This window comes from Ruegeria sp. SAZA006 (genome assembly GCF_059613465.1).
In genome coordinates this window covers 267,951-285,009 of record NZ_JBXWSO010000014.1, presented here as the reverse complement: position 1 = coordinate 285,009, position 17,059 = coordinate 267,951, and the positions used below count along the sequence as shown (strand labels likewise).

23 protein-coding genes are annotated in these 17,059 nt (G+C 59.2%); 12 read left to right on the top strand and 11 right to left on the bottom strand.

What is annotated here, in order from left to right:
- The first annotated feature begins 7 nt into the window (after positions 1-7).
- Entirely contained in the window at positions 8-283 is a 276-nt protein-coding gene (locus AC2FNZ_RS13530; protein WP_093964691.1) for a DUF1467 family protein, read from the top strand.
- Here the strand turns inward: AC2FNZ_RS13530 and AC2FNZ_RS13525 are convergent, their stop codons facing one another.
- Positions 284-985, bottom strand: a complete 702-nt coding sequence (locus tag AC2FNZ_RS13525) for an EI24 domain-containing protein (protein WP_496840957.1) — start codon at positions 983-985, stop codon at positions 284-286.
- A complete protein-coding gene (locus AC2FNZ_RS13520) occupies positions 982-1,560 on the bottom strand; it encodes a nitroreductase family protein (RefSeq protein ID WP_170368001.1) in 579 nt (192 codons plus the stop codon). Before AC2FNZ_RS13520 ends, AC2FNZ_RS13525 begins: the two co-directional genes overlap by 4 nt.
- Before the next feature lie 123 nt (positions 1,561-1,683).
- On the opposite strand from AC2FNZ_RS13520, the gene AC2FNZ_RS13515 reads away from it, so the two are divergent.
- Positions 1,684-1,959, top strand: a complete 276-nt coding sequence (locus tag AC2FNZ_RS13515) for a DUF167 domain-containing protein (RefSeq protein WP_496840956.1) — start codon at positions 1,684-1,686, stop codon at positions 1,957-1,959.
- Here the strand turns inward: AC2FNZ_RS13515 and AC2FNZ_RS13510 are convergent.
- Entirely contained in the window at positions 1,956-2,195 is a 240-nt protein-coding gene (locus tag AC2FNZ_RS13510; RefSeq protein WP_093964694.1) for a DUF8831 family protein, read from the bottom strand. The two genes, AC2FNZ_RS13515 and AC2FNZ_RS13510, sit on opposite strands and share 4 nt — an antisense overlap.
- 118 nt (positions 2,196-2,313) lie before the next feature.
- On the opposite strand from AC2FNZ_RS13510, the gene AC2FNZ_RS13505 reads away from it, so the two are divergent.
- The 5 genes from AC2FNZ_RS13505 (at position 2,314) to AC2FNZ_RS13485 (ending at position 4,242) form a co-directional block, all read left to right on the top strand.
- A complete protein-coding gene (locus tag AC2FNZ_RS13505) occupies positions 2,314-3,012 on the top strand; it encodes a M48 family metalloprotease (protein ID WP_496840955.1) in 699 nt (232 codons plus the stop codon).
- Positions 3,009-3,377, top strand: a complete 369-nt coding sequence (locus AC2FNZ_RS13500) for a YigZ family protein (protein WP_496840954.1) — start codon at positions 3,009-3,011, stop codon at positions 3,375-3,377. Before AC2FNZ_RS13505 ends, AC2FNZ_RS13500 begins: the two co-directional genes overlap by 4 nt.
- A 69-nt stretch (positions 3,378-3,446) precedes the next feature.
- The gene (locus tag AC2FNZ_RS13495) at positions 3,447-3,698 is read left to right on the top strand and encodes a DUF6455 family protein (protein ID WP_170434469.1); all 252 of its coding nucleotides are present in this window, start codon (positions 3,447-3,449) and stop codon (positions 3,696-3,698) included.
- 17 nt (positions 3,699-3,715) lie between these two features.
- Entirely contained in the window at positions 3,716-3,988 is a 273-nt protein-coding gene (locus tag AC2FNZ_RS13490) for a DUF6455 family protein (protein ID WP_496840953.1), read from the top strand.
- Positions 3,985-4,242, top strand: a complete 258-nt coding sequence (locus AC2FNZ_RS13485) for a DUF6455 family protein (RefSeq protein ID WP_093964699.1) — start codon at positions 3,985-3,987, stop codon at positions 4,240-4,242. The genes AC2FNZ_RS13490 and AC2FNZ_RS13485 overlap by 4 nt, the downstream gene beginning before the upstream one ends.
- A 5-nt stretch (positions 4,243-4,247) precedes the next feature.
- On the opposite strand, the gene AC2FNZ_RS13480 is transcribed toward AC2FNZ_RS13485, so the two are convergent.
- Positions 4,248-4,490 (bottom strand): CDGSH iron-sulfur domain-containing protein, encoded by a 243-nt coding sequence (locus tag AC2FNZ_RS13480; protein ID WP_496840952.1) that lies wholly within the window; start codon positions 4,488-4,490, stop codon positions 4,248-4,250.
- A gap of 229 nt (positions 4,491-4,719) precedes the next feature.
- Here AC2FNZ_RS13480 and AC2FNZ_RS13475 point away from each other — a divergent pair, with 229 nt between their 5' ends.
- Positions 4,720-4,908 carry a hypothetical protein gene (locus tag AC2FNZ_RS13475; protein WP_244952318.1) on the top strand — a complete coding sequence of 63 codons (189 nt, stop codon included), beginning with the start codon at positions 4,720-4,722 and terminating at the stop codon, positions 4,906-4,908.
- A gap of 58 nt (positions 4,909-4,966) precedes the next feature.
- On the opposite strand, the gene rimO is transcribed toward AC2FNZ_RS13475, so the two are convergent.
- Positions 4,967-6,358 (bottom strand): 30S ribosomal protein S12 methylthiotransferase RimO, encoded by a 1,392-nt coding sequence (gene rimO, locus AC2FNZ_RS13470; protein WP_496840951.1) that lies wholly within the window; start codon positions 6,356-6,358, stop codon positions 4,967-4,969.
- A gap of 98 nt (positions 6,359-6,456) precedes the next feature.
- Here rimO and AC2FNZ_RS13465 point away from each other — a divergent pair, with 98 nt between their 5' ends.
- Positions 6,457-8,436, top strand: a complete 1,980-nt coding sequence (locus AC2FNZ_RS13465) for an AsmA family protein (protein WP_496840950.1) — start codon at positions 6,457-6,459, stop codon at positions 8,434-8,436.
- Positions 8,437-8,466: 30 nt separating this feature from the next.
- Here AC2FNZ_RS13465 and AC2FNZ_RS13460 read toward each other — a convergent pair whose 3' ends face one another.
- The 4 genes from AC2FNZ_RS13460 to AC2FNZ_RS13445 are packed head-to-tail and all read right to left on the bottom strand — an operon-like array spanning position 8,467 to position 13,029.
- Entirely contained in the window at positions 8,467-9,963 is a 1,497-nt protein-coding gene (locus tag AC2FNZ_RS13460; RefSeq protein ID WP_496840949.1) for a phosphomannomutase/phosphoglucomutase, read from the bottom strand.
- Between the two features lie 15 nt (positions 9,964-9,978).
- A complete protein-coding gene (gene kdsA, locus AC2FNZ_RS13455; RefSeq protein WP_170340066.1) occupies positions 9,979-10,812 on the bottom strand; it encodes a 3-deoxy-8-phosphooctulonate synthase in 834 nt (277 codons plus the stop codon).
- A gap of 5 nt (positions 10,813-10,817) precedes the next feature.
- Positions 10,818-12,392, bottom strand: a complete 1,575-nt coding sequence (locus AC2FNZ_RS13450) for a KpsE/RkpR family capsule polysaccharide export protein (RefSeq protein ID WP_496833983.1) — start codon at positions 12,390-12,392, stop codon at positions 10,818-10,820.
- A complete protein-coding gene (locus AC2FNZ_RS13445; protein WP_093964707.1) occupies positions 12,370-13,029 on the bottom strand; it encodes an ABC transporter ATP-binding protein in 660 nt (219 codons plus the stop codon). Before AC2FNZ_RS13445 ends, AC2FNZ_RS13450 begins: the two co-directional genes overlap by 23 nt.
- 234 nt (positions 13,030-13,263) lie before the next feature.
- On the opposite strand from AC2FNZ_RS13445, the gene AC2FNZ_RS13440 reads away from it, so the two are divergent.
- Entirely contained in the window at positions 13,264-13,851 is a 588-nt protein-coding gene (locus AC2FNZ_RS13440; protein WP_496840948.1) for a uracil-DNA glycosylase family protein, read from the top strand.
- Entirely contained in the window at positions 13,844-14,632 is a 789-nt protein-coding gene (locus AC2FNZ_RS13435; RefSeq protein ID WP_496840947.1) for an SseB family protein, read from the top strand. Before AC2FNZ_RS13440 ends, AC2FNZ_RS13435 begins: the two co-directional genes overlap by 8 nt.
- 52 nt (positions 14,633-14,684) lie before the next feature.
- Here AC2FNZ_RS13435 and yghU read toward each other — a convergent pair whose 3' ends face one another.
- A complete protein-coding gene (yghU, locus tag AC2FNZ_RS13430; RefSeq protein ID WP_093964710.1) occupies positions 14,685-15,563 on the bottom strand; it encodes a glutathione-dependent disulfide-bond oxidoreductase in 879 nt (292 codons plus the stop codon).
- A gap of 241 nt (positions 15,564-15,804) precedes the next feature.
- Here yghU and AC2FNZ_RS13425 point away from each other — a divergent pair, with 241 nt between their 5' ends.
- Positions 15,805-16,323: a YHS domain-containing (seleno)protein gene (locus AC2FNZ_RS13425; RefSeq protein ID WP_093964711.1), complete on the top strand. Its 519-nt coding sequence runs from the start codon at positions 15,805-15,807 to the stop codon at positions 16,321-16,323.
- A 56-nt stretch (positions 16,324-16,379) separates the two neighbouring features.
- Here AC2FNZ_RS13425 and AC2FNZ_RS13420 read toward each other — a convergent pair whose 3' ends face one another.
- Positions 16,380-17,033: a DnaJ domain-containing protein gene (locus AC2FNZ_RS13420; RefSeq protein WP_496840946.1), complete on the bottom strand. Its 654-nt coding sequence runs from the start codon at positions 17,031-17,033 to the stop codon at positions 16,380-16,382.
- Between the last annotated feature and the right edge of the window lie 26 nt (positions 17,034-17,059).

The following is a 17,059-nucleotide window of genomic DNA, read 5'->3' as shown; positions in this document are numbered from 1 at the left end:
CGCCGAAATGACAATCACTGCTGCGCTGGTATTGTTCGCCGTGATCTGGTTCATGACCTTGTTGGTCGTGCTGCCGGTCCGCATCAAAACGCAAGGCGATCTGGGCGACATCGTGCCGGGGACCCATGCGGGTGCTCCGGAAGTTCACCACATGAAGAAAAAGATCTGGATCACCACCGGTATTTCCATCGTTTTGTGGGCGGTGATCGCAGGGATCATTGTTTCTGGCGTGATTTCAGTTCGTGATTTTGACTGGTTGAACCAGATGGAACCGCGCGAGTAATCAGCGCTCAGCCTGTCGCGACAGTCCATGAAAGATATGCGTGAACGTTGCGGCTCCGATGATCGGAATGACAAGGTTCACCAACGGGATCGACAGGGGAATGGCCATCAAGGTTCCGGCGACCCAGATCGTCCCGGCATGGCGTGCTCGCAACGCCCGCGCACCGTCGCGCCCGATCCGGCGCATGGCCGCCAGCGTGAAATATTCTCGACCCAGCAAAAACCCGTTCATCCCCCAAAAAATGAACGGAGCGAGGGGTGTGAACAGCGCGTAAAGGACCAAAGCCAATACGTTGGCCACAATCAAAACGCCCAAGAATCCCACCGAGTCCAACAGCGCATCCCAGATCGGGACGGACGGAACAGGGGGTAGGTTCGGGTAATGCCGGTCTTCAACGGCCTGTGCGACCTCATCCAGAAACATCGATGTGATGGCTGAGGCCACCGGCACCATCAGAAACACCGGCAGGATCAGAACCAGAAAGATCCCTGAATAGTTCAGAACGTCGTTCAGCCACGGGACGTCGCCGACAAATGGCAGCGAGATCTCCTGACCAGAAAGGGCGTTGATGCCCCAAATCGCCAGCACACAGGCAACAACAAGCAGCACAATCGTCAGGCCGACACCGCGCAGTAGCACCGATCGGAATCGAGCATCGCCGAGCTGCCCCAAGGCAGCGAAGAACGCATTGAGGATAATCATTCCGTCACCCACTCAGTGATCGCGGCTACGTCCGGGCGAGGCCGTTCGGGCGGCGTGGCCCCTTCGGTTGCGATGTGAATCAGTCCGGCAATGCGTTCATTGTCGGCCAGGCCCAAACCGCGTTCGCAGAATTCGCGGTCGTGCGACTGCCAACCTGAAAGCCAGTTGGCACCCCATCCCGCAGCAAGGGCTGCGTTGAGCAGTGCAAGGCAGACCGCCCCGGCCGAGTAGGTTTGTTCGATTTCCGGGATTTTCGGCGATGGCTTCTGCACTTCGATGACGGCAACAGCGAGATGCCCCATAACGAACTGATTGCGGGCCTTGGCGATATCTTCGGGGCTTTTTCCCAGCGCAACGCCTCGCTCCTCGGTCAGATCGGCCAATCGCGGCATTGCGCCTTTTTCGATGACGATGAACCGCCAAGGTTCCAACTTGCCATGGTCGGGGCTGCGAGCGGCTGCGGTCAGCAACGGGATCAACTCGTCGCGGGTCGGCGCCGGGGCCATCAACGTCTTGGCGGGCCGCGACCTGCGCGACTGCAGGAACTCGAACGCAGCCGGGTTTTTCAGCGTCATATGTTAATTTCCTTTACATGGTCCTGTCGTATCTCGGGCAGACACGCGCCGGTTTCAAGGGCAAGATGCAAAACTGTTGGATATTGTGCCACCCGGTACCGTCCAAATGCGGAAGTGAATGTGATGGCAAAACCGAAATTGCGAAACCTGCCGGACCTTGCGCATCTGACGCTACCCGGGCAATCGATTCCCGTGCGGGTGACTCCCAAAGCTGCGGAGGACCGGATTTCTTTCGACGGGGCGACAGTGCACATCGCTGTCACCGCCGTGCCCGAGGATGGAAAGGCGAACCAAGCCGTGGTCAAGCTGCTGGCTCGGGCCATGGGTGCCTCACCGTCGGCTTTGACGCTGAAAAAAGGCCATACAGGGCGCGACAAGGTCTTTGTCTACGATCCCTAGGCCGGTGTCTCCCTGATCTGGTAGACCCCTTCGGGCAGATCCAGGGCGGCCGCAAGATCGCGCACCTGTTCGGGCGAAAGGGTGATTTTCTGCATCTGGTCCGTTCGGGGGTCCAACTGCTCTATCGTAACGCACTCGGCGAAACTGTTGATTACCACGTCTTCCTGCAAAGGCTCCGGGCCTTCGTCCACCAGGGTAATGACTGTCGAGTCGAATTCATGCTCAATCGAAAACATGTTCCCAGACTGCCCAGCCTGCGATCGCAATGCAACCCGCTGATTGGGTTTCGGGCTGTGGTCAGGGGGGCCACATCGCGCTAAGCTTTCCTGCCGGCACGAACAGAAAGGATCCGGAATGCACCGCCTCAGGTTTTTGCTGGTCTTGGTTGTGTCCGCGTGCACTGCGGGCGGGTTCATTGCGGTTGATGATTGGTCACCGTCCTCGCCCGAACTGCGCGACTCGGCACTGACGTTTCAGCAGGTCAGCAGGTCGGTCAGGGCTGCCGCGCAAAAAGTCTGTCAGCGCGAGACACGGGGGCAGAACTGCGATTTCGGCATTCTGATCGACACGGATCCTTTTGCGGAGCCAAATGCGTTCCAGACGTTGGACAAGGATGGGCGCCCGTTCATCATTTTCACGCAGGAAATGGTCAAGTCGACGCAGAACGCTGACGAGATGGCGTTCGTCATGGGGCACGAGGCGGCGCATCACATCCTGGGCCACATCGCCCGGCAGGTAAAAAACGCCAAGGAAGGGGCTCGAATTTTTGGAGAACTGGCTGAGGCGCAAGGCGAGGACGCGGCAGGAATTGAACGTGCCCAGAAGCTGGGTGCCGAGGTCGGAGTTCAGAGCTATACGAAAGAATTCGAGCTGGAAGCGGACAGGATGGGAACTTTGATCACCCACTCGGCCGGGTACAATCCGCTGGTCGGCATGGCCTATTTCAGCCGGATTCCCGATCCGGGTGACCGCTTTCTGGCGTCTCATCCGCCCAATGCCAAGCGCATCGAAGTTGTTCTGGAAACAGCCGCCCAGCTAGGCCTGACCCAATGACCCAGATCCAGCGGATGGGGGTCGTTCTGACGGACCGAGGCTCGAAATACGCGGTGAGTGGTGCGCCCGTCAGGTCGCGGGATGAGGTCGATGCGGTGTTGCGCGACCTTAAATCGGACAAGGCATATGCCAAGGCGACCCATAACACGTGGGCCGCAGTTTTACCGACCGGCGCTCTCAAGGCCGATGATGGGGAAACTGGTGCGGGGATGGTCATATTGCGCATGTTGGAACGCGCCGGTGTGCAGGATCACGTGGTCATTGTGACCCGATGGTATGGCGGCAAAAAGCTGGGCGGAGATCGTTTCAGGCGGGTCCAGGACGCCACACGGGCCTACCTGGACGACCTGGGGGTCGTCTCTTGACCTGAATCAAGGGCGCCGTGGGGTTATGGCGCTAGGGTTCTTTTCAGCGAGACAGCGAAAGGAACTCGGATGTCTAGACGCGAAGAACTGCGCCGCCACGCCGCTTTGGTGGATCGAATGGCCCTGAAACTGGGCGTTGACCTGCAGGAGGCCGCAATCGGCGGTTCGGTTTCGATCGACGAAATCACCGACGCAGTGCTGCGTTGCACAGGCTGTACGAACCCCGATCACTGCGACCGCGCGCTGGCGCTTCAAAACAGCGACGGACGGCCACCGGAGTATTGCCGAAACCAGGAGTTGCTGGCCGGGCTTGCACCCTAGAGCGGACGGGCAGAATCATGAACGTCCTTGGCCAGACCATGAAGCATGTACGCCTTGTTCTGCGGATGGGGCAGGCGACCGGCGTTGACCTTGTAGATGCCCATCGCACGGGTCGGCTCAGTCCCGACGAATGGGCCCGCATGGTGGGACGGTGCCGGGGCTGCGAGTGGGCTTGCGACTGTACCGATTGGCAGACGCACCTAGGTGGCAGGGTTGAGGCCCCAGAGACATGTCCGAACCGGAACCGATTCGCCAAACTTAAGACGCTGCAGAATCAGGAAAAACAATGAAACATGTGCGACTCGGAGACATAGAAAAACACTTCTGGCTAACGCGGTCGGTTGCGCGCTGCATGGAAATCTCGCTGTCCGAAGCCATCGCCGAAGGGCGGCTGACCGCGCAGGGATACAGCGAAATGGTGACCCGTTGTCGAGCCGCTGACTGCAGCGAAAGATGTGCCGTCTGGCTTGCGTGCCAACAAAGCCGGGCGACCGCCGCCCCGGAATTTTGCGCCAATGCCAAAGCTTTGAATGCGCTGACCTGATTGGCCTATAGCTTGGAATGGCTCCCGTCGCACAGCGGCGGACTAGCGGTTTGCTTGCATCCGCAGAAGAAGACCTTCTTGCTTGATTCTGCTACATATTTTACCGGCTCGATCCCGGTTTCCTTGTGCGAACCGTCGCAGAATGGCTGACGTTTGGAGCGTCCGCAAGCGCACCAGAAGTAGCTTTTGCCCTCAGTCACTTCGATGGGGTAGGGTGATTTCTGGGCGATTTGAGATCCTTTTGGCATTCTGGCGCTCCGGCTGTTGAAAGGGACATCCGAGAGCTTAGCCCAATGCAGAGAAATGTGTAGGTCGCGCGTCCCGGTTCTGCGGTGTCACGTCGTGATGCAAGCGTGGATTCGCCTCTGATCACACGGATGTGACCGTATCTGTTGCCAGAAAGCCGAACTGCCCGTATCCTTAACCTGGCCCCGAAAAGTTGGGCAATATCAGAAAAGTATTAAAGGATTGATGGACATGAAACTGAAATTCGCTGCCGCCGGCGCCTTTGTTTTGATCCTGACTGCTTGCTCGCAGCAGGAAGAGCCCACCCCGGTTTACGTTCAGCCAAGCTATGACAAATATGGCTCGCCCAGCTGTTCGGCAGGCTATGAACTGGCCACCACCGAGGCCGGCCAGACCGTGTGTAACCCGGTCACTCAATAAGCTTTTAGCAGACGGTCCCGATTTGGGGGCCGTCTGCCTTCTTCCGCCGGATGGCGGTTCAGCGCACCAGCTTCCCCCACAGATCGTATTCACCAGCCTCGTCGACCTGAACAAGGACGATGTCGCCGGGTTTCAGATTTTCATGACCGTCGTCGATGAACAGGTTGCCGTCGATCTCGGGCGCGTCTGACTTGGTGCGGCAGGTGGCGGCCTCAGCATCCACCTCATCCACGATCACTTGGATCCTCTGACCCACTTTCGACGCCAGTTTTGCTTCTGAAATCGCCTGGGCCTTTTGCATGAAACGCTCCCAGCGCTCTTGCTTGATCTCATCCGGGACGTGATCCGGCAAGTCGTTCGAGCGGGCCCCTTCAACGTTTTCGTATTGGAAGCACCCGACGCGATCCAACTGCGCCTCGTCCATCCAATCCAGCAGGGTCTGGAACTCGGCCTCGGTCTCCCCCGGGTAGCCGACAATGAAGGTCGATCGCAGCGTGATGTCGGGGCAGATCGCGCGCCAGGCGGCGATCTCGTCCAGTGTTTTGGCGCCGGCTGCCGGTCGCGCCATTCTTTTCAGAACGTCCGGATGCGCGTGTTGGAACGGGATGTCCAGGTAGGGCAAAAGGTTGCTGCCTGCATCCGCCATAAGCGGGATCAACTCGCGCACATGTGGATAGGGGTAGACGTAGTGCAGCCGTATCCAGGCATCCAGTTGGCCCAATTCACGGGCCAGGTCGGTAATGTGGCTGCGCACCTCCCGGTCTTTCCAGGGGTTCACATCGTATTTGCGATCCAGGCCAAAGGCCGAGGTGTCCTGGCTGATCACCAGCAATTCGCGTACACCGCTGTCGACCAGTTTTTCAGCCTCGCGCAGAACGGCGTGGGCCGGTCGGCTTGCCAGTTTTCCGCGCATGTCCGGGATGATGCAGAATTTGCACTTGTGATTGCAGCCTTCGGAAATCTTGAGGTAGCTGTAGTGGCGCGGGGTCAGCTTCACGCCCGAAGCCGGCAACAGATCCACATACGGATTGGGATCAGGCGGAACGGCGGCGTGAACGGCATCCAGCACCTGTTCATACTGGTGCGGCCCGGTCACGGCCAGGATACGCGGGTGATGTTCGCGGATGTAGTCCGGCTCGGCGCCCAGGCACCCGGTCACGATGACCTTGCCATTCTCCACCAGCGCCTCGCCGATTGCCTCGAGGCTTTCGGCCTTGGCGCTGTCCAGAAACCCGCAGGTGTTCACGATCACGGCATCCGCACCTGAATATTCGGGCGAGATCCCGTATCCTTCGGCGCGCAGGCGCGTCAGGATGCGCTCGCTGTCGACCAGTGCCTTGGGACACCCCAAGGACACCATTCCGATGGTGGGTTGGCCGCTGCGCGGTGCGTCGGTGATCCGGGCTGCGGGTGCCAGATCGGGGCGTAGGTTTGGCGGGTTGGTGCTCATTGCGCGGCATATAGTGGGGAAATCTTCCCCTTGCAAATCCTTCGCACGCGAGGAACATCGAAGCTGAGGCAAAAAGCCGGCAAGGCAGAGAGCAAATCATGAAGTGGCTGATACGCATTCTATTCATTCTGGCCGCGGTCGCGGGGCTGGTGATTGGGGCGTTGCTTTTGATGCCCGGCGACAAGCTGGGCAAGATCCTAACCGAACAGGTCAAGGCGCAGACCGGACGTGAGCTGAACTTGTCCGGCGATGTCCGCCTATCCTTTTGGCCGGTTCTGGGAATGGAAACCGGGCCGGTTACTTTTGGGAACGCGCCCTGGGCCAGCTCCGAACCGATGCTGAGCGCGCAAAGCCTGGCAGTTGGCGTGGATGCCTCAGCGCTGCTGGCGGGGGATGTGCGTATCCGGCGCGTCGTGGCCGAGGATCCCGTCTTGCGGCTGGAACTGTCACAAGGGCGGGGCAACTGGGAAATGACGGCGCCGCAAAACGGAGCGTCAAACACGGGCTCTGGCAATGCAGATGCGCCCGCACCCAACTCTGCGGCACCGGCCGAGACAGGAACCGTGACCCTGGACCGATTGGAGCTCAGCAACGCGCGTCTGGTTTATGTGGAAAACGGTGTCCCTCAGATGGACTTTTCCGGGGTCGATCTGAAGGCCAGTTGGCCCGATGTCACTGCGCCGATGAAGATGAGCGCATCAATGCCGGTGCCCGGTGGCGCGGTTGAGGTTGATTTGGAAATTCCTGATTTGCCTGCATTTTCCAGTGGCGCGGTGACGCCATTGGTTCTTGGCCTGACAGCGCCGGGCGGAGAGATCAGCTTTGACGGACGCGTCAACCTGGCCGGTGAAATGGACGGCAAAACTCATGTCCGGACCACAATCACCGACGCGATGCTGGCCGCTTTTGGTCAGGGTGGGGTGTCAGTCCCCATGGGACTTGGACGGGTCGCGGATGTGTCCAGCCAGATGACCTACACCAAGGATGGGCGCATTTCCTTGCGGGATATGCGCGCAGTTCTAGATCAGAACAGTTTTGACGGTGCCGCAGATATCGTTATCGCAAGCCCACCAAAGATTACTGCGCGGCTGAGTACCGGTGACCTTGACCTGACGCAGGCAACAGCCGGCAGCGCGCCCAGCAGCGGCGGCGGCACGGGCGGAGGGAAACAGGCGTCCGAAGGCTGGTCCCAGGCGCCGATCGACGCGTCACCCCTTGCATTGGCAAATGGAACGATCCGGTTGAAAGCCAATTCGATCGCCATTCCTGATATGACCTTTGGCCCCAGCGATCTGAGCCTCAGCCTGGATCGGTCGCGTGCGGTTCTGAAAATGGAACCGGCCACGCTGTTTTCCGGAAAGCTGACCGGAGAAGTCGTGGCCAACAATAGAAACGGACTGTCGGTCGGGGGCAACCTGACCGCCACGGGTATCGACCTCAAGCAGGCTTTGACCACGTTGGGCGGTGTCGAACGTCTGTCCGGTACTGCGTCCGGAACGTTGCAATTCCTGGGGGTGGGGCAAACCGAAGCGCAGATCATGCGCTCGCTCAGCGGCAAGGGCAGCCTGGACGTCGGCAAGGGGGTGATCTCCGGGTTTGATCTGGATCGTTTGATGGGGCGCGGCGAAGGCAGTGGAGGAACCACCGTCTTCAACAGCCTGACTGCCACCTACACGATTCAGGACGGCAACCTGACGAACAACGATCTTCTGATGCAGCTTGACAATTTCCGTGCCGACGGCGCGGGCCGCGTCGGGCTGGGCGCGCGCGATATCGACTATGTGTTCACGCCGGTTGCGCTGCGGGCGAACGGGGGCAATGGCATTGCCGTTCCCGTTCGGATCAAGGGACCGTGGAGCGATCCGTCGATCAAGCCCGACCTGAGCAAGGTGATCGAAGCTGCGACGGAAGAAAAGCTCAAGGAACTGGAGCAGGACGCGAAGGACAAGGCGCTGAAGAAGGTGGGAGAGGAGTTGAATACAACCATCTCCGACAGCGAACAGGTCGAAGATGCACTGAAGCAGAAGCTTGAGGACGAGGCCAAGAAGGGCTTGCTGAAACTGCTCGGACGGGATTGAGAAAGGGGCGCCGCAGCGCCCCTTTTTTGCTCAGATCGTCTGGTCGTAGTCGCCCACACCCGGTTCGGTGCGGATTACGGCGTCAATATCGGCGAAAATTGCCCGCATCTCATCTTCGCTCTCGCTGCTTTCGCAGACCACCACCAGGTTGGGCGTGTTCGAAGACGCCCGGACCAGGCCCCAACTGCCATTGTCGAGGATGACGCGCGCACCATTGACGGTCACGACTTCCTTGATAGGTCGACCTGCCAATGTTTCACCCGCCTTTGCCTTAGCAACGAGCTTGTCCACCAGTCGGGCGAGGATGTCATACTTTTCGGTATCGGTAGCATAGGGCGACATGGTCGGGGTCGACCATGTCTTGGGCAGGGCGCGACGCAGATCGGACATGCTCTGTCCCGGGTTTCGGTCCATCAGTTTGCAGATTTCCACCGCGACCCGCATTCCGCAGTCGTATCCGCGCCCGATTGGCTCGGCCAGAAAATAATGGCCCGACTTTTCGAACCCGGCCAACGCGCCGATTTCCTTCACGCGCCGTTTCATGTGGCTGTGGCCGGTTTTCCAGTAATCCGCCTTGACACCATGGGCCTGCAACTCGGGATCGCTTGCAAACAGGCCGGTCGATTTCACGTCGGCCACGAAGGTCGCGCCGGGATGCAGCTTGGCCAAATCGCGCGCCATGATGACACCGACCTTGTCGGCAAAGATCTCCTCGCCCTCGTCATCGACCACACCGCAGCGATCGCCGTCTCCGTCAAACCCAAGCGCCAGGTCCGCCCCGCTGGCTTTGACGGCGTCAGCCATGTCGTGCAACATCTCCATCGCTTCGGGGTTCGGGTTGTAGTTGGGGAAGGTGTAATCCAACCGGTTGTGGCTGGGTACGACGTCGACGCCGATCCGCTCAAAGATCTCGGGGGCAAAGGCAGATGCGGTGCCGTTCCCCGTCGCGCAGACCACCTTGAGGGGGCGCGACATTTTGAAATCACCCACCAGATCGTCGATATAGGCCTCTTTCACGCCGTCCACGAATTCATAGGACCCGCCGGGGCGCGCCACGCCTTCGCCGTTCAGCACGATGTCGCGCAGCTCGGCCATTTCGTCAGGGCCGTGGGTCAGAGGGCGGTCAAAACCCATCTTGACCCCGGTCCAACCGTTGGGGTTGTGGCTGGCCGTCACCATGGCGACTGCAGGAACATCCAGATGGAATTGGGCGAAATACGCCATCGGGCTCAGCGCCGGGCCAATATCCTTGACCTGGATACCGGCCTGCATGAGGCCCAGAATCAACGCATTCTTGATCGCCAGAGAATAGTCGCGGTAGTCGTTGCCGACCGCGATCACCGGCTCGATCCCACGTTTGTGCATCTGAGTGCCCAAACCAAGTCCAAGAGCCGTCATCCCCGGCAGGTTGATCTCGTCAGGGTATTTCCAGCGGGCATCATATTCACGAAACCCGGTCGGTTTGATCATCGCATCGCGCAGAAAGCTCCAGGTGTTCGGGGTCACCTCGGGGATTGGTTTGGTCATGGAAAATCTCGATCGTTAAATCTGAACTGGGTTGGCCTTGGCCAGGGCATCGAAACGCATCAATGTGTCAATCAGTTGGCCCATTTGGTCCAACGGGATCATATTCGGCCCATCAGACGGCGCCGTGTCCGGATCCTGATGCGTTTCAATGAACACGGCACCGACGCCCAGGGCCACGGCCGCGCGGGCCATTACCGGTGCAAATTCCCGCTGTCCGCCGGACGAGCCGCCTCGGCCACCGGGTTGTTGAACGGAATGGGTTGCATCCATAACAACCGGATACCCGGTTTGCGCCATTTGCGGCAGCGATCGCATGTCGGCGACCAGCGTATTGTAGCCAAACGAGGTTCCGCGCTCGGTCAGCAGGATGTTGTGGTTGCCCGTGCTTTCGATCTTTTCAACGATGTTCGGCATTTCCCAGGGGGCCAGGAACTGACCCTTCTTGACGTTGACGGCCTTGCCTGTTTCTCCGGCTGCCAGCAGCATGTCGGTCTGGCGGCACAGGAAGGCTGGGATTTGCAGAATATCCACCGCCTCGGCTGCGATGGCGCATTGCGCTTCGGTGTGGACATCCGTCAGGACCGGAATACCCATCGTTTTGCGAATGTCATCCAGTACCTTCAGCCCGGCCTCGATCCCCATGCCGCGTTTCCCGGACAGGGACGTGCGGTTGGCTTTGTCATATGAGGCCTTGAACACATACTGTGCCCCGGCGGCTTCACAGGCTTCTTTCATCCTTCCCGCGATCATCTGTGCGTGATCCGCCGTTTCAAGCTGGCAAGGGCCCGCGATGATGGTCAGCGGAAGGTCGTTGCCAACGGTGACGTTGGCTATTTTTACATGTTTCATGAGCTCTACGAGGATACCTGTTCACGAAGGACTGACGTTGTCAGCGAAATCATCAGGTAGATACCAGCAAACAACAGGAAAGCCAAAATCGTATTTTCGAACTTTCGCGGATAGGTGGGCTCCTGACTGGCGACCGGGTTTACGGAAACGGTGAGGTATCGAACCTTGCGGTTGGCCTCGGTCCGGGCGGTTTCCATTTGCTGCATGGCCGATTGCAGCATCATGTCCCGTGCGGCCAGATCGGCTTGGGCCATCTGGATCCGAACGCTCAACCGCGCCAGCGAGTTTTCGCCGGCGGAGGCGTCCAGCATCTCGGCATTGAGCTCTTCGAGCACGGCCTCAAGCCGGCTAATATCGGCTTGAACACCGTCGACCTTGGCTTTGTTCGGTCGCAAGTTGTCCAGCAACGCCGCCAGTTCCAATTCCTTGTCCTGGAGCTGTATCTCGATCTCGTTGATGCGGGCGCGCAGCCCGGCAATCACGTTTTCGGGGTCCAGAACGGCACCCTGCAACTGCAGTTCGATCAGCGCTTCCTGGGCTTTGCGCCGCTCCTCCTGAGCGTCTTCGAAGGACTGCAGAGCATCCCGCATCTGATCTTCGCGCTTCAGTTCGGTGAGGCCGTTGATCTTCTCTTCGGCGTAGGAGATCAGCAGATTTGACAGGTCGACGGCAGTGTCCGGGTCGGGTGCTGCAACCTCCATCCGGATGATACCGTCGCTGGGGTCATAGCCGATTGTGACCATGCGCTTGTACAGTTTGAACGCCTCTTCCAGCGTGGCGTCCTGAGGCAGTCTTTGAATCGGATCTATCCAGTCCTGCTTGAAAATCTCGGCAAAACCAGTGTCCCGTTCCAGACGGTTGAGCGCATCCTTGGATTCAAGGAACTCCTGAGTCGCGACCGAGTCCTGCGTGGTTGCGTATTGCGTCCCGGCCAAAAGCCCGCCGATCTCACCAGCGCCACCATCTGCCTGGAGAATGGAAAATGCGGACTCGCTGGCGTACATCGGAGTGGCTATGCGATAGAAGTAATAGCCGACAATGATCGTGGGCAGCAGAACAAAGGCGAATAGACGGGCAAACAGACCAAACAGCTTTCGTCTGCGCCGACGGGCGATGTCCTTCTGAATCTGGCCGATTTCGAATTCGCGCCGCTGTGCCGGGTTCCATTCGGGGCCGGGAAGGGTCTGCTGCTTTTCTTTCACCGTTTGCGGCAGCTGGATCGTGATCTTGTCCTTCGGTTGGTCTTCCGCATCCGCGTTATCGGAAGATCCTGCCGCAAAATCCAGAAGGTTGGAGCGGGGAAACGGATCGATCCCCTTTTTTCGTAGCAGACGCACGGCATCGTAGTCCGACGTCGCAGCCAGACCGTGTTTCTGCGCCATGCGCCGGGCTATGCGCAGCTGACGACCGGTCAACCCTTCTTTCTTGATGGCATCCAGTTCAGTTCCGGCCGGGGCTTCCTCGGCCGGTTGGGTTGCTTTTCGGATGCGCGAAATCGCTTCTGCACGCGCCTCGACCGTGCCTTCGGCCTGCGAAGCATGGTTCGGGTCGTATTTTTTAACCTTGGGTTTGGTAGTCATATAGCTGCGTCGCCTCTTCCAAGGAGTCAAACATATGAAGCTGCCCATCCACAAGCACGGCGGCCTGGCGGGCGAATTTTTCGAGGGTTTTGGGATTGTGTGACACAATCACCAAAGTCGTGGTTCGCAAGCGTTCCTGCAGGATTGAACCTGCTTTTTTGTTGAATTCGACATCGGTGGTGGCAGGCATACCTTCGTCGATCAGGTACATGTCGAAGTCCAGAGCCAGCATCAACGAAAAGGTGAAGCGGGCGCGCATGCCGGCTGAGTATGTCGCCAAAGGTTGGTTGAAATACTCGCCCAAGTCGCACATCCAGCTGCAGTAAGCCTCGACATAGTCGGGGTCCATTCCATAAATCTTGGCGATGTAACGGGCATTCTCGAGCGCGGACATCTTCTTGGAAACGCCGCCGGCAAAGCCCATGGGGAAAGACACCCGGCACTCTCGGCGGATCACGCCTTCGTCGGGCTTTTCGAGGCCGGCCATCATGTTGATAAGCGTGGTTTTTCCGGTGCCGTTCGGGGCCAGAACACCAAGTGATTTTCCCAGTTCGACCCGGAACGAGACCCTGTCCAGGATCACCTTGCGGCGAGTCCCGGTCCAAAAGGACTTGCTGACATTCTCGAACTCAAGCATTCACGGCCTGCTCATGTTTTTGCTTTGGGTGCGGCCACCGGTGGCCGGCTGACGGCCGGGTGTTCTACCGCTCCATGTTGGCCACATTATGTCGAAATATGAAACAAATGTTCAATGTGTGTTCGAAACGGCTTGCCAGGATTGTGACGCACAGAGTCTGCAACTAGATCGGTTTGCGGGAGCGGCTATGATCCACTCTAGGTTTGCAACAAGCGCCAAAGGGCTGGAGATCAGGTGAAGCCACTTGCCGAGGAAATCAGATCGTGCCGGTTGTGCGCCGATCGCTTTGCTTCGACTGCGACCGCGCATCAGCCCCGCCCGGTGGTGTGGTTCCGCCCCGATGCGCGCATCCTGATTGCAGGGCAAGCTCCCGGGGCACGGGTCCATGAGAGCGGCCGGCCGTTCACCGACCCCTCAGGCGACCGGCTGCGGGATTGGCTGGGGTTGGAGGAAGAGCAATTCTACGATCAGGCGCGGGTTTCGATCGTTCCGATGGCGTTTTGTTTTCCGGGGTACGATGCGCGAAAGGCGGACTTGCCGCCGCCGGCGATCTGCAAGAAGACCTGGCATCACAGGGTCATGAGTGAACTTGGCGATGTTCCGTTGACCATCCTTGTCGGTGGGCACGCGCATAAATTCCATCTGGGCGTACAGATCTCGGTGACGGATACGGTGCGCGATTGGCAACAGCATGCGCCGCGGGTATTTGCCTTGCCTCATCCGTCATGGCGCAATACGGCATGGCTGAAGAAAAATCCCTGGTTCGAAACGGACCTGCTGCCGGTGCTGCGTGCCCGGGTCAAAGAGGTGATGGATGACTGACACGACCGCGCTGGACATTGCGCATGCCCAGATGGAGGCCGACCCTCAGAACGATGCCGCGCGGCTGAGGTTTTTCGAACGGCTCGCGGACAATGAACTGTTTCTGTTGCTGACCGAAGAGGCGCGAGACGAAAACATCTCGCCCGAGCTGTTTGACGTTGCTGATGGCCGTTTTGTGCTGGCCTTTGACCGCGAAGACCGACTGGCGCAGTTTGCGGGCCGTCCTGCCCCATATGCCGCTCTGTCCGGGCGGGTTCTGGCGGGGATGCTTGCAGGGCAGGGCATCGGGTTGGGGCTGAACCTTGAGGTGGCGCCGTCGTCGATGCTCATCCCCGCCGAAGCGTTGGGCTGGCTTGCGGAAACCCTCAGCCATGCCCCGCAAGAAGTGCAATCCCGTCTGACGGAGTTCCTTCCGCCCGCGGGGTTGCCAGACATTCTGCTGACGGCGCTGGACACCAAACTGGCCACAGCTTCAGGTCTGGCCTCCGCCGCATATCTCGCCGGAACCCGCGCCGAGGGTGGCGGGCAGGGTCATCTTCTTGGTTTCGTTGACGCGGTCCCCGGTGCCCAGACGGCCTTGGCCAAGGCGGTGTCCGAAGCTCTGACATTTTCGGGGATTGAGGCTGGTGCCTTGGATGTCGGGTTTTTCGCGGCCAGCGATCCTGCCGCCGCAGCATTGGCGAAAGTGGGCCTGCGATTTGATATCCCCGAGCCAGTGCGCGCCTCCGGGTCCCGACCAGCGCCCGGAAGCGACCCGGACAGCCCCCCGATCTTGAAGTGAAGTCGAGGCTTCGGCGCAGGGATGGTTTGCTCCCCGCGCCAAATGAACAAAGTTATTCGGCTGCTGTTTCCAGCTTGTCCTGCGTACGGGTTTCGAAGTCGCTCGCATCATGCCGTTCGCGCAGTTGGGTGTGCAACTCTCCGAATGCGCGGTTGACCATGCGGCCTCGCTTCACGGCCGGCCGCGCGTCAATCTCTTGCGCCCATCGCATGACGTTCTTGTAGGACGCGACATCAAGGAATTCGGCCGCGTCGTACAAACGACCCAGAACCAGTTGCCCATACCACGGCCAGATCGCCATGTCGGCGATCGAGTAGTCCGAGCCAGCGATAAAAGCTTTGTCCGCAAGTTCGCGGTCCAGAACATCCAGCTGGCGTTTGGTTTCCATCGCAAAGCGGTTGATCGGGTATTCCCATTTCTCTGGCGCATAAGCGTAGAAATGCCCGAACCCACCACCCAGATAAGGCGCGCTGCCCATCTGCCAGAAAAGCCAGTTCATCACTTCGGTGCGCTCGGGACCGGATTCGGGCAGGAATGCACTGAATTTTTCGGCCAGATGTACAAGGATGGAACCGCTTTCGAACACCCGTATCGGTGTTTCACCCGAGCGGTCCATCAGAGCGGGGATTTTCGAGTTCGGGTTGATCGCGACAAAATCCGAGCCGAACTGATCGCCGTCACCAATATTGATCAGCCATGCATCATATTCCGCGCCTGCGTGACCCAAGGCCAAAAGCTCTTCCAGCATGACCGTCACTTTCACCCCGTTTGGCGTTGCAAGCGAATACAACTGCAAGGGATGTTTGCCGACGGGCAATTCCTTGTCATGGGTCGCACCGGCAATGGGGCGGTTGATGTTCGCGAAACGCCCTCCGCTTTCACTATCCCATGTCCAGACTTTCGGTGGGGTGTATGTGGTGGTGTCGCTCATCTTCTGCCTTTCGTCCCAGAGCCGAGCCGCGCCCGGCCCGACAAGAGTTAGTGTTGCAGAACAAGAACGCCAACCCCCGACGTGGCGGCTGTTCTGTAACAATTGCGGCAAGACTGCTCACGTTTGCTCGTCAATGGTCACAGCGGCGTTAACGGGTCTTCGCCGACGAAGGGAATTGCTTATTGTCTCTGCAGACAGCCATTCCGGCCCTGCAACCCGTCAAGACACGAGGACATGAAACATGAACAGATTTGCTCTGACCTTCGCTGCTGCAATGGCGTTGGCCGTGCCCGCCTTTGCCGGCCCGCAATATGTCGATGGGACCGGCTTCGCCGTGTCCGGATATGATGTGGTGGCCTACCGTGGGCTTGCACAATCGCCGATTGGACAAACCCAGCCCGAAGGCGTGCGCGGACGGTCGGACATCACTGCGGAATACAACGGGGCGACCTGGGCCTTTGCGACCGAAGAAAACCGCGCGAAGTTCCTTGAAAACCCCGCGTTCTATGCGCCGCAATATGATGGCCATTGCGCCTATGGTGTGTCCAAGGGTGGCAAGGTTCCCGGCAACCCCAACCTTTGGCGGATCGTTGACGACAAGTTGTACCTGAACATCACCGACGTCGTGGTCGGTTTCTGGGAAGAAGACGTCCCGGGCAACATCAACCTGGCTGAGGGGAACTGGCCGGGTCTCGAGGTTAATGACGCCTCGACCAACGTGATCCCGAAATTCACGTCCGAAGGCCCGATCTCAAACTGACGTGGCGCGCGTTGCAGGCCCGGCAGACCCGCCGGGCCTTTTTCAATGCTGGGTTTTCAACAAGCCTGCCAGAACTGATCCCGGGTGGCCTGATCCGCCTCGAACCTGATCCTGACGCTGCGCGCGCCGGGAAATTTGCGTTCTCGAATTGTGTCGGGGACAACGACCTCGCCCGCTCCGCCATTCTTGGCCTGGAAGGACAGTATTTCGGTTTCGACGGTCCGAAAGCCGGCCAGAACGGATGTCGGCAGGGCAACGCGGTTTTCACCTTTGCAAACCGGCGTCGCAACGAAATAGGTCAGGTCGCGGCCATAGCATCCGATCGCCTCTGGTACATGGTCCGAATTGCGCGCCGATTGCGGGCAGTCTTCCGCGCTGGTCTCGCCAAATGACAGGGCGCGACTTGGATCGAGCAGTTTCAGGCAGGCGGAAATATCCTTCTCGTCCAGCTCGATGATACGCTTTCTGAGTTTCGGGCGTCGCGGTTGGGCCGGCCCGGCGCCTTTGCCTGCCAACCCGTTTTTGCGGAGATAGTCATAGGCCGACTTCGCCCGTGCGAACTGATTGCAGTCACCGCCTGTATGGTCGGGATGTGCATGAAAGGCGATGTCACGCCACGCATTCCGGATGTCCGATGCGGTGGCGGTCTGATCAAGGCCCAAGACGTGCAGTGCTTCTACGCGAGCCTGAATTTTCTCGACTGGCTCCATACCAAAATCACTCGATAAAACAACTG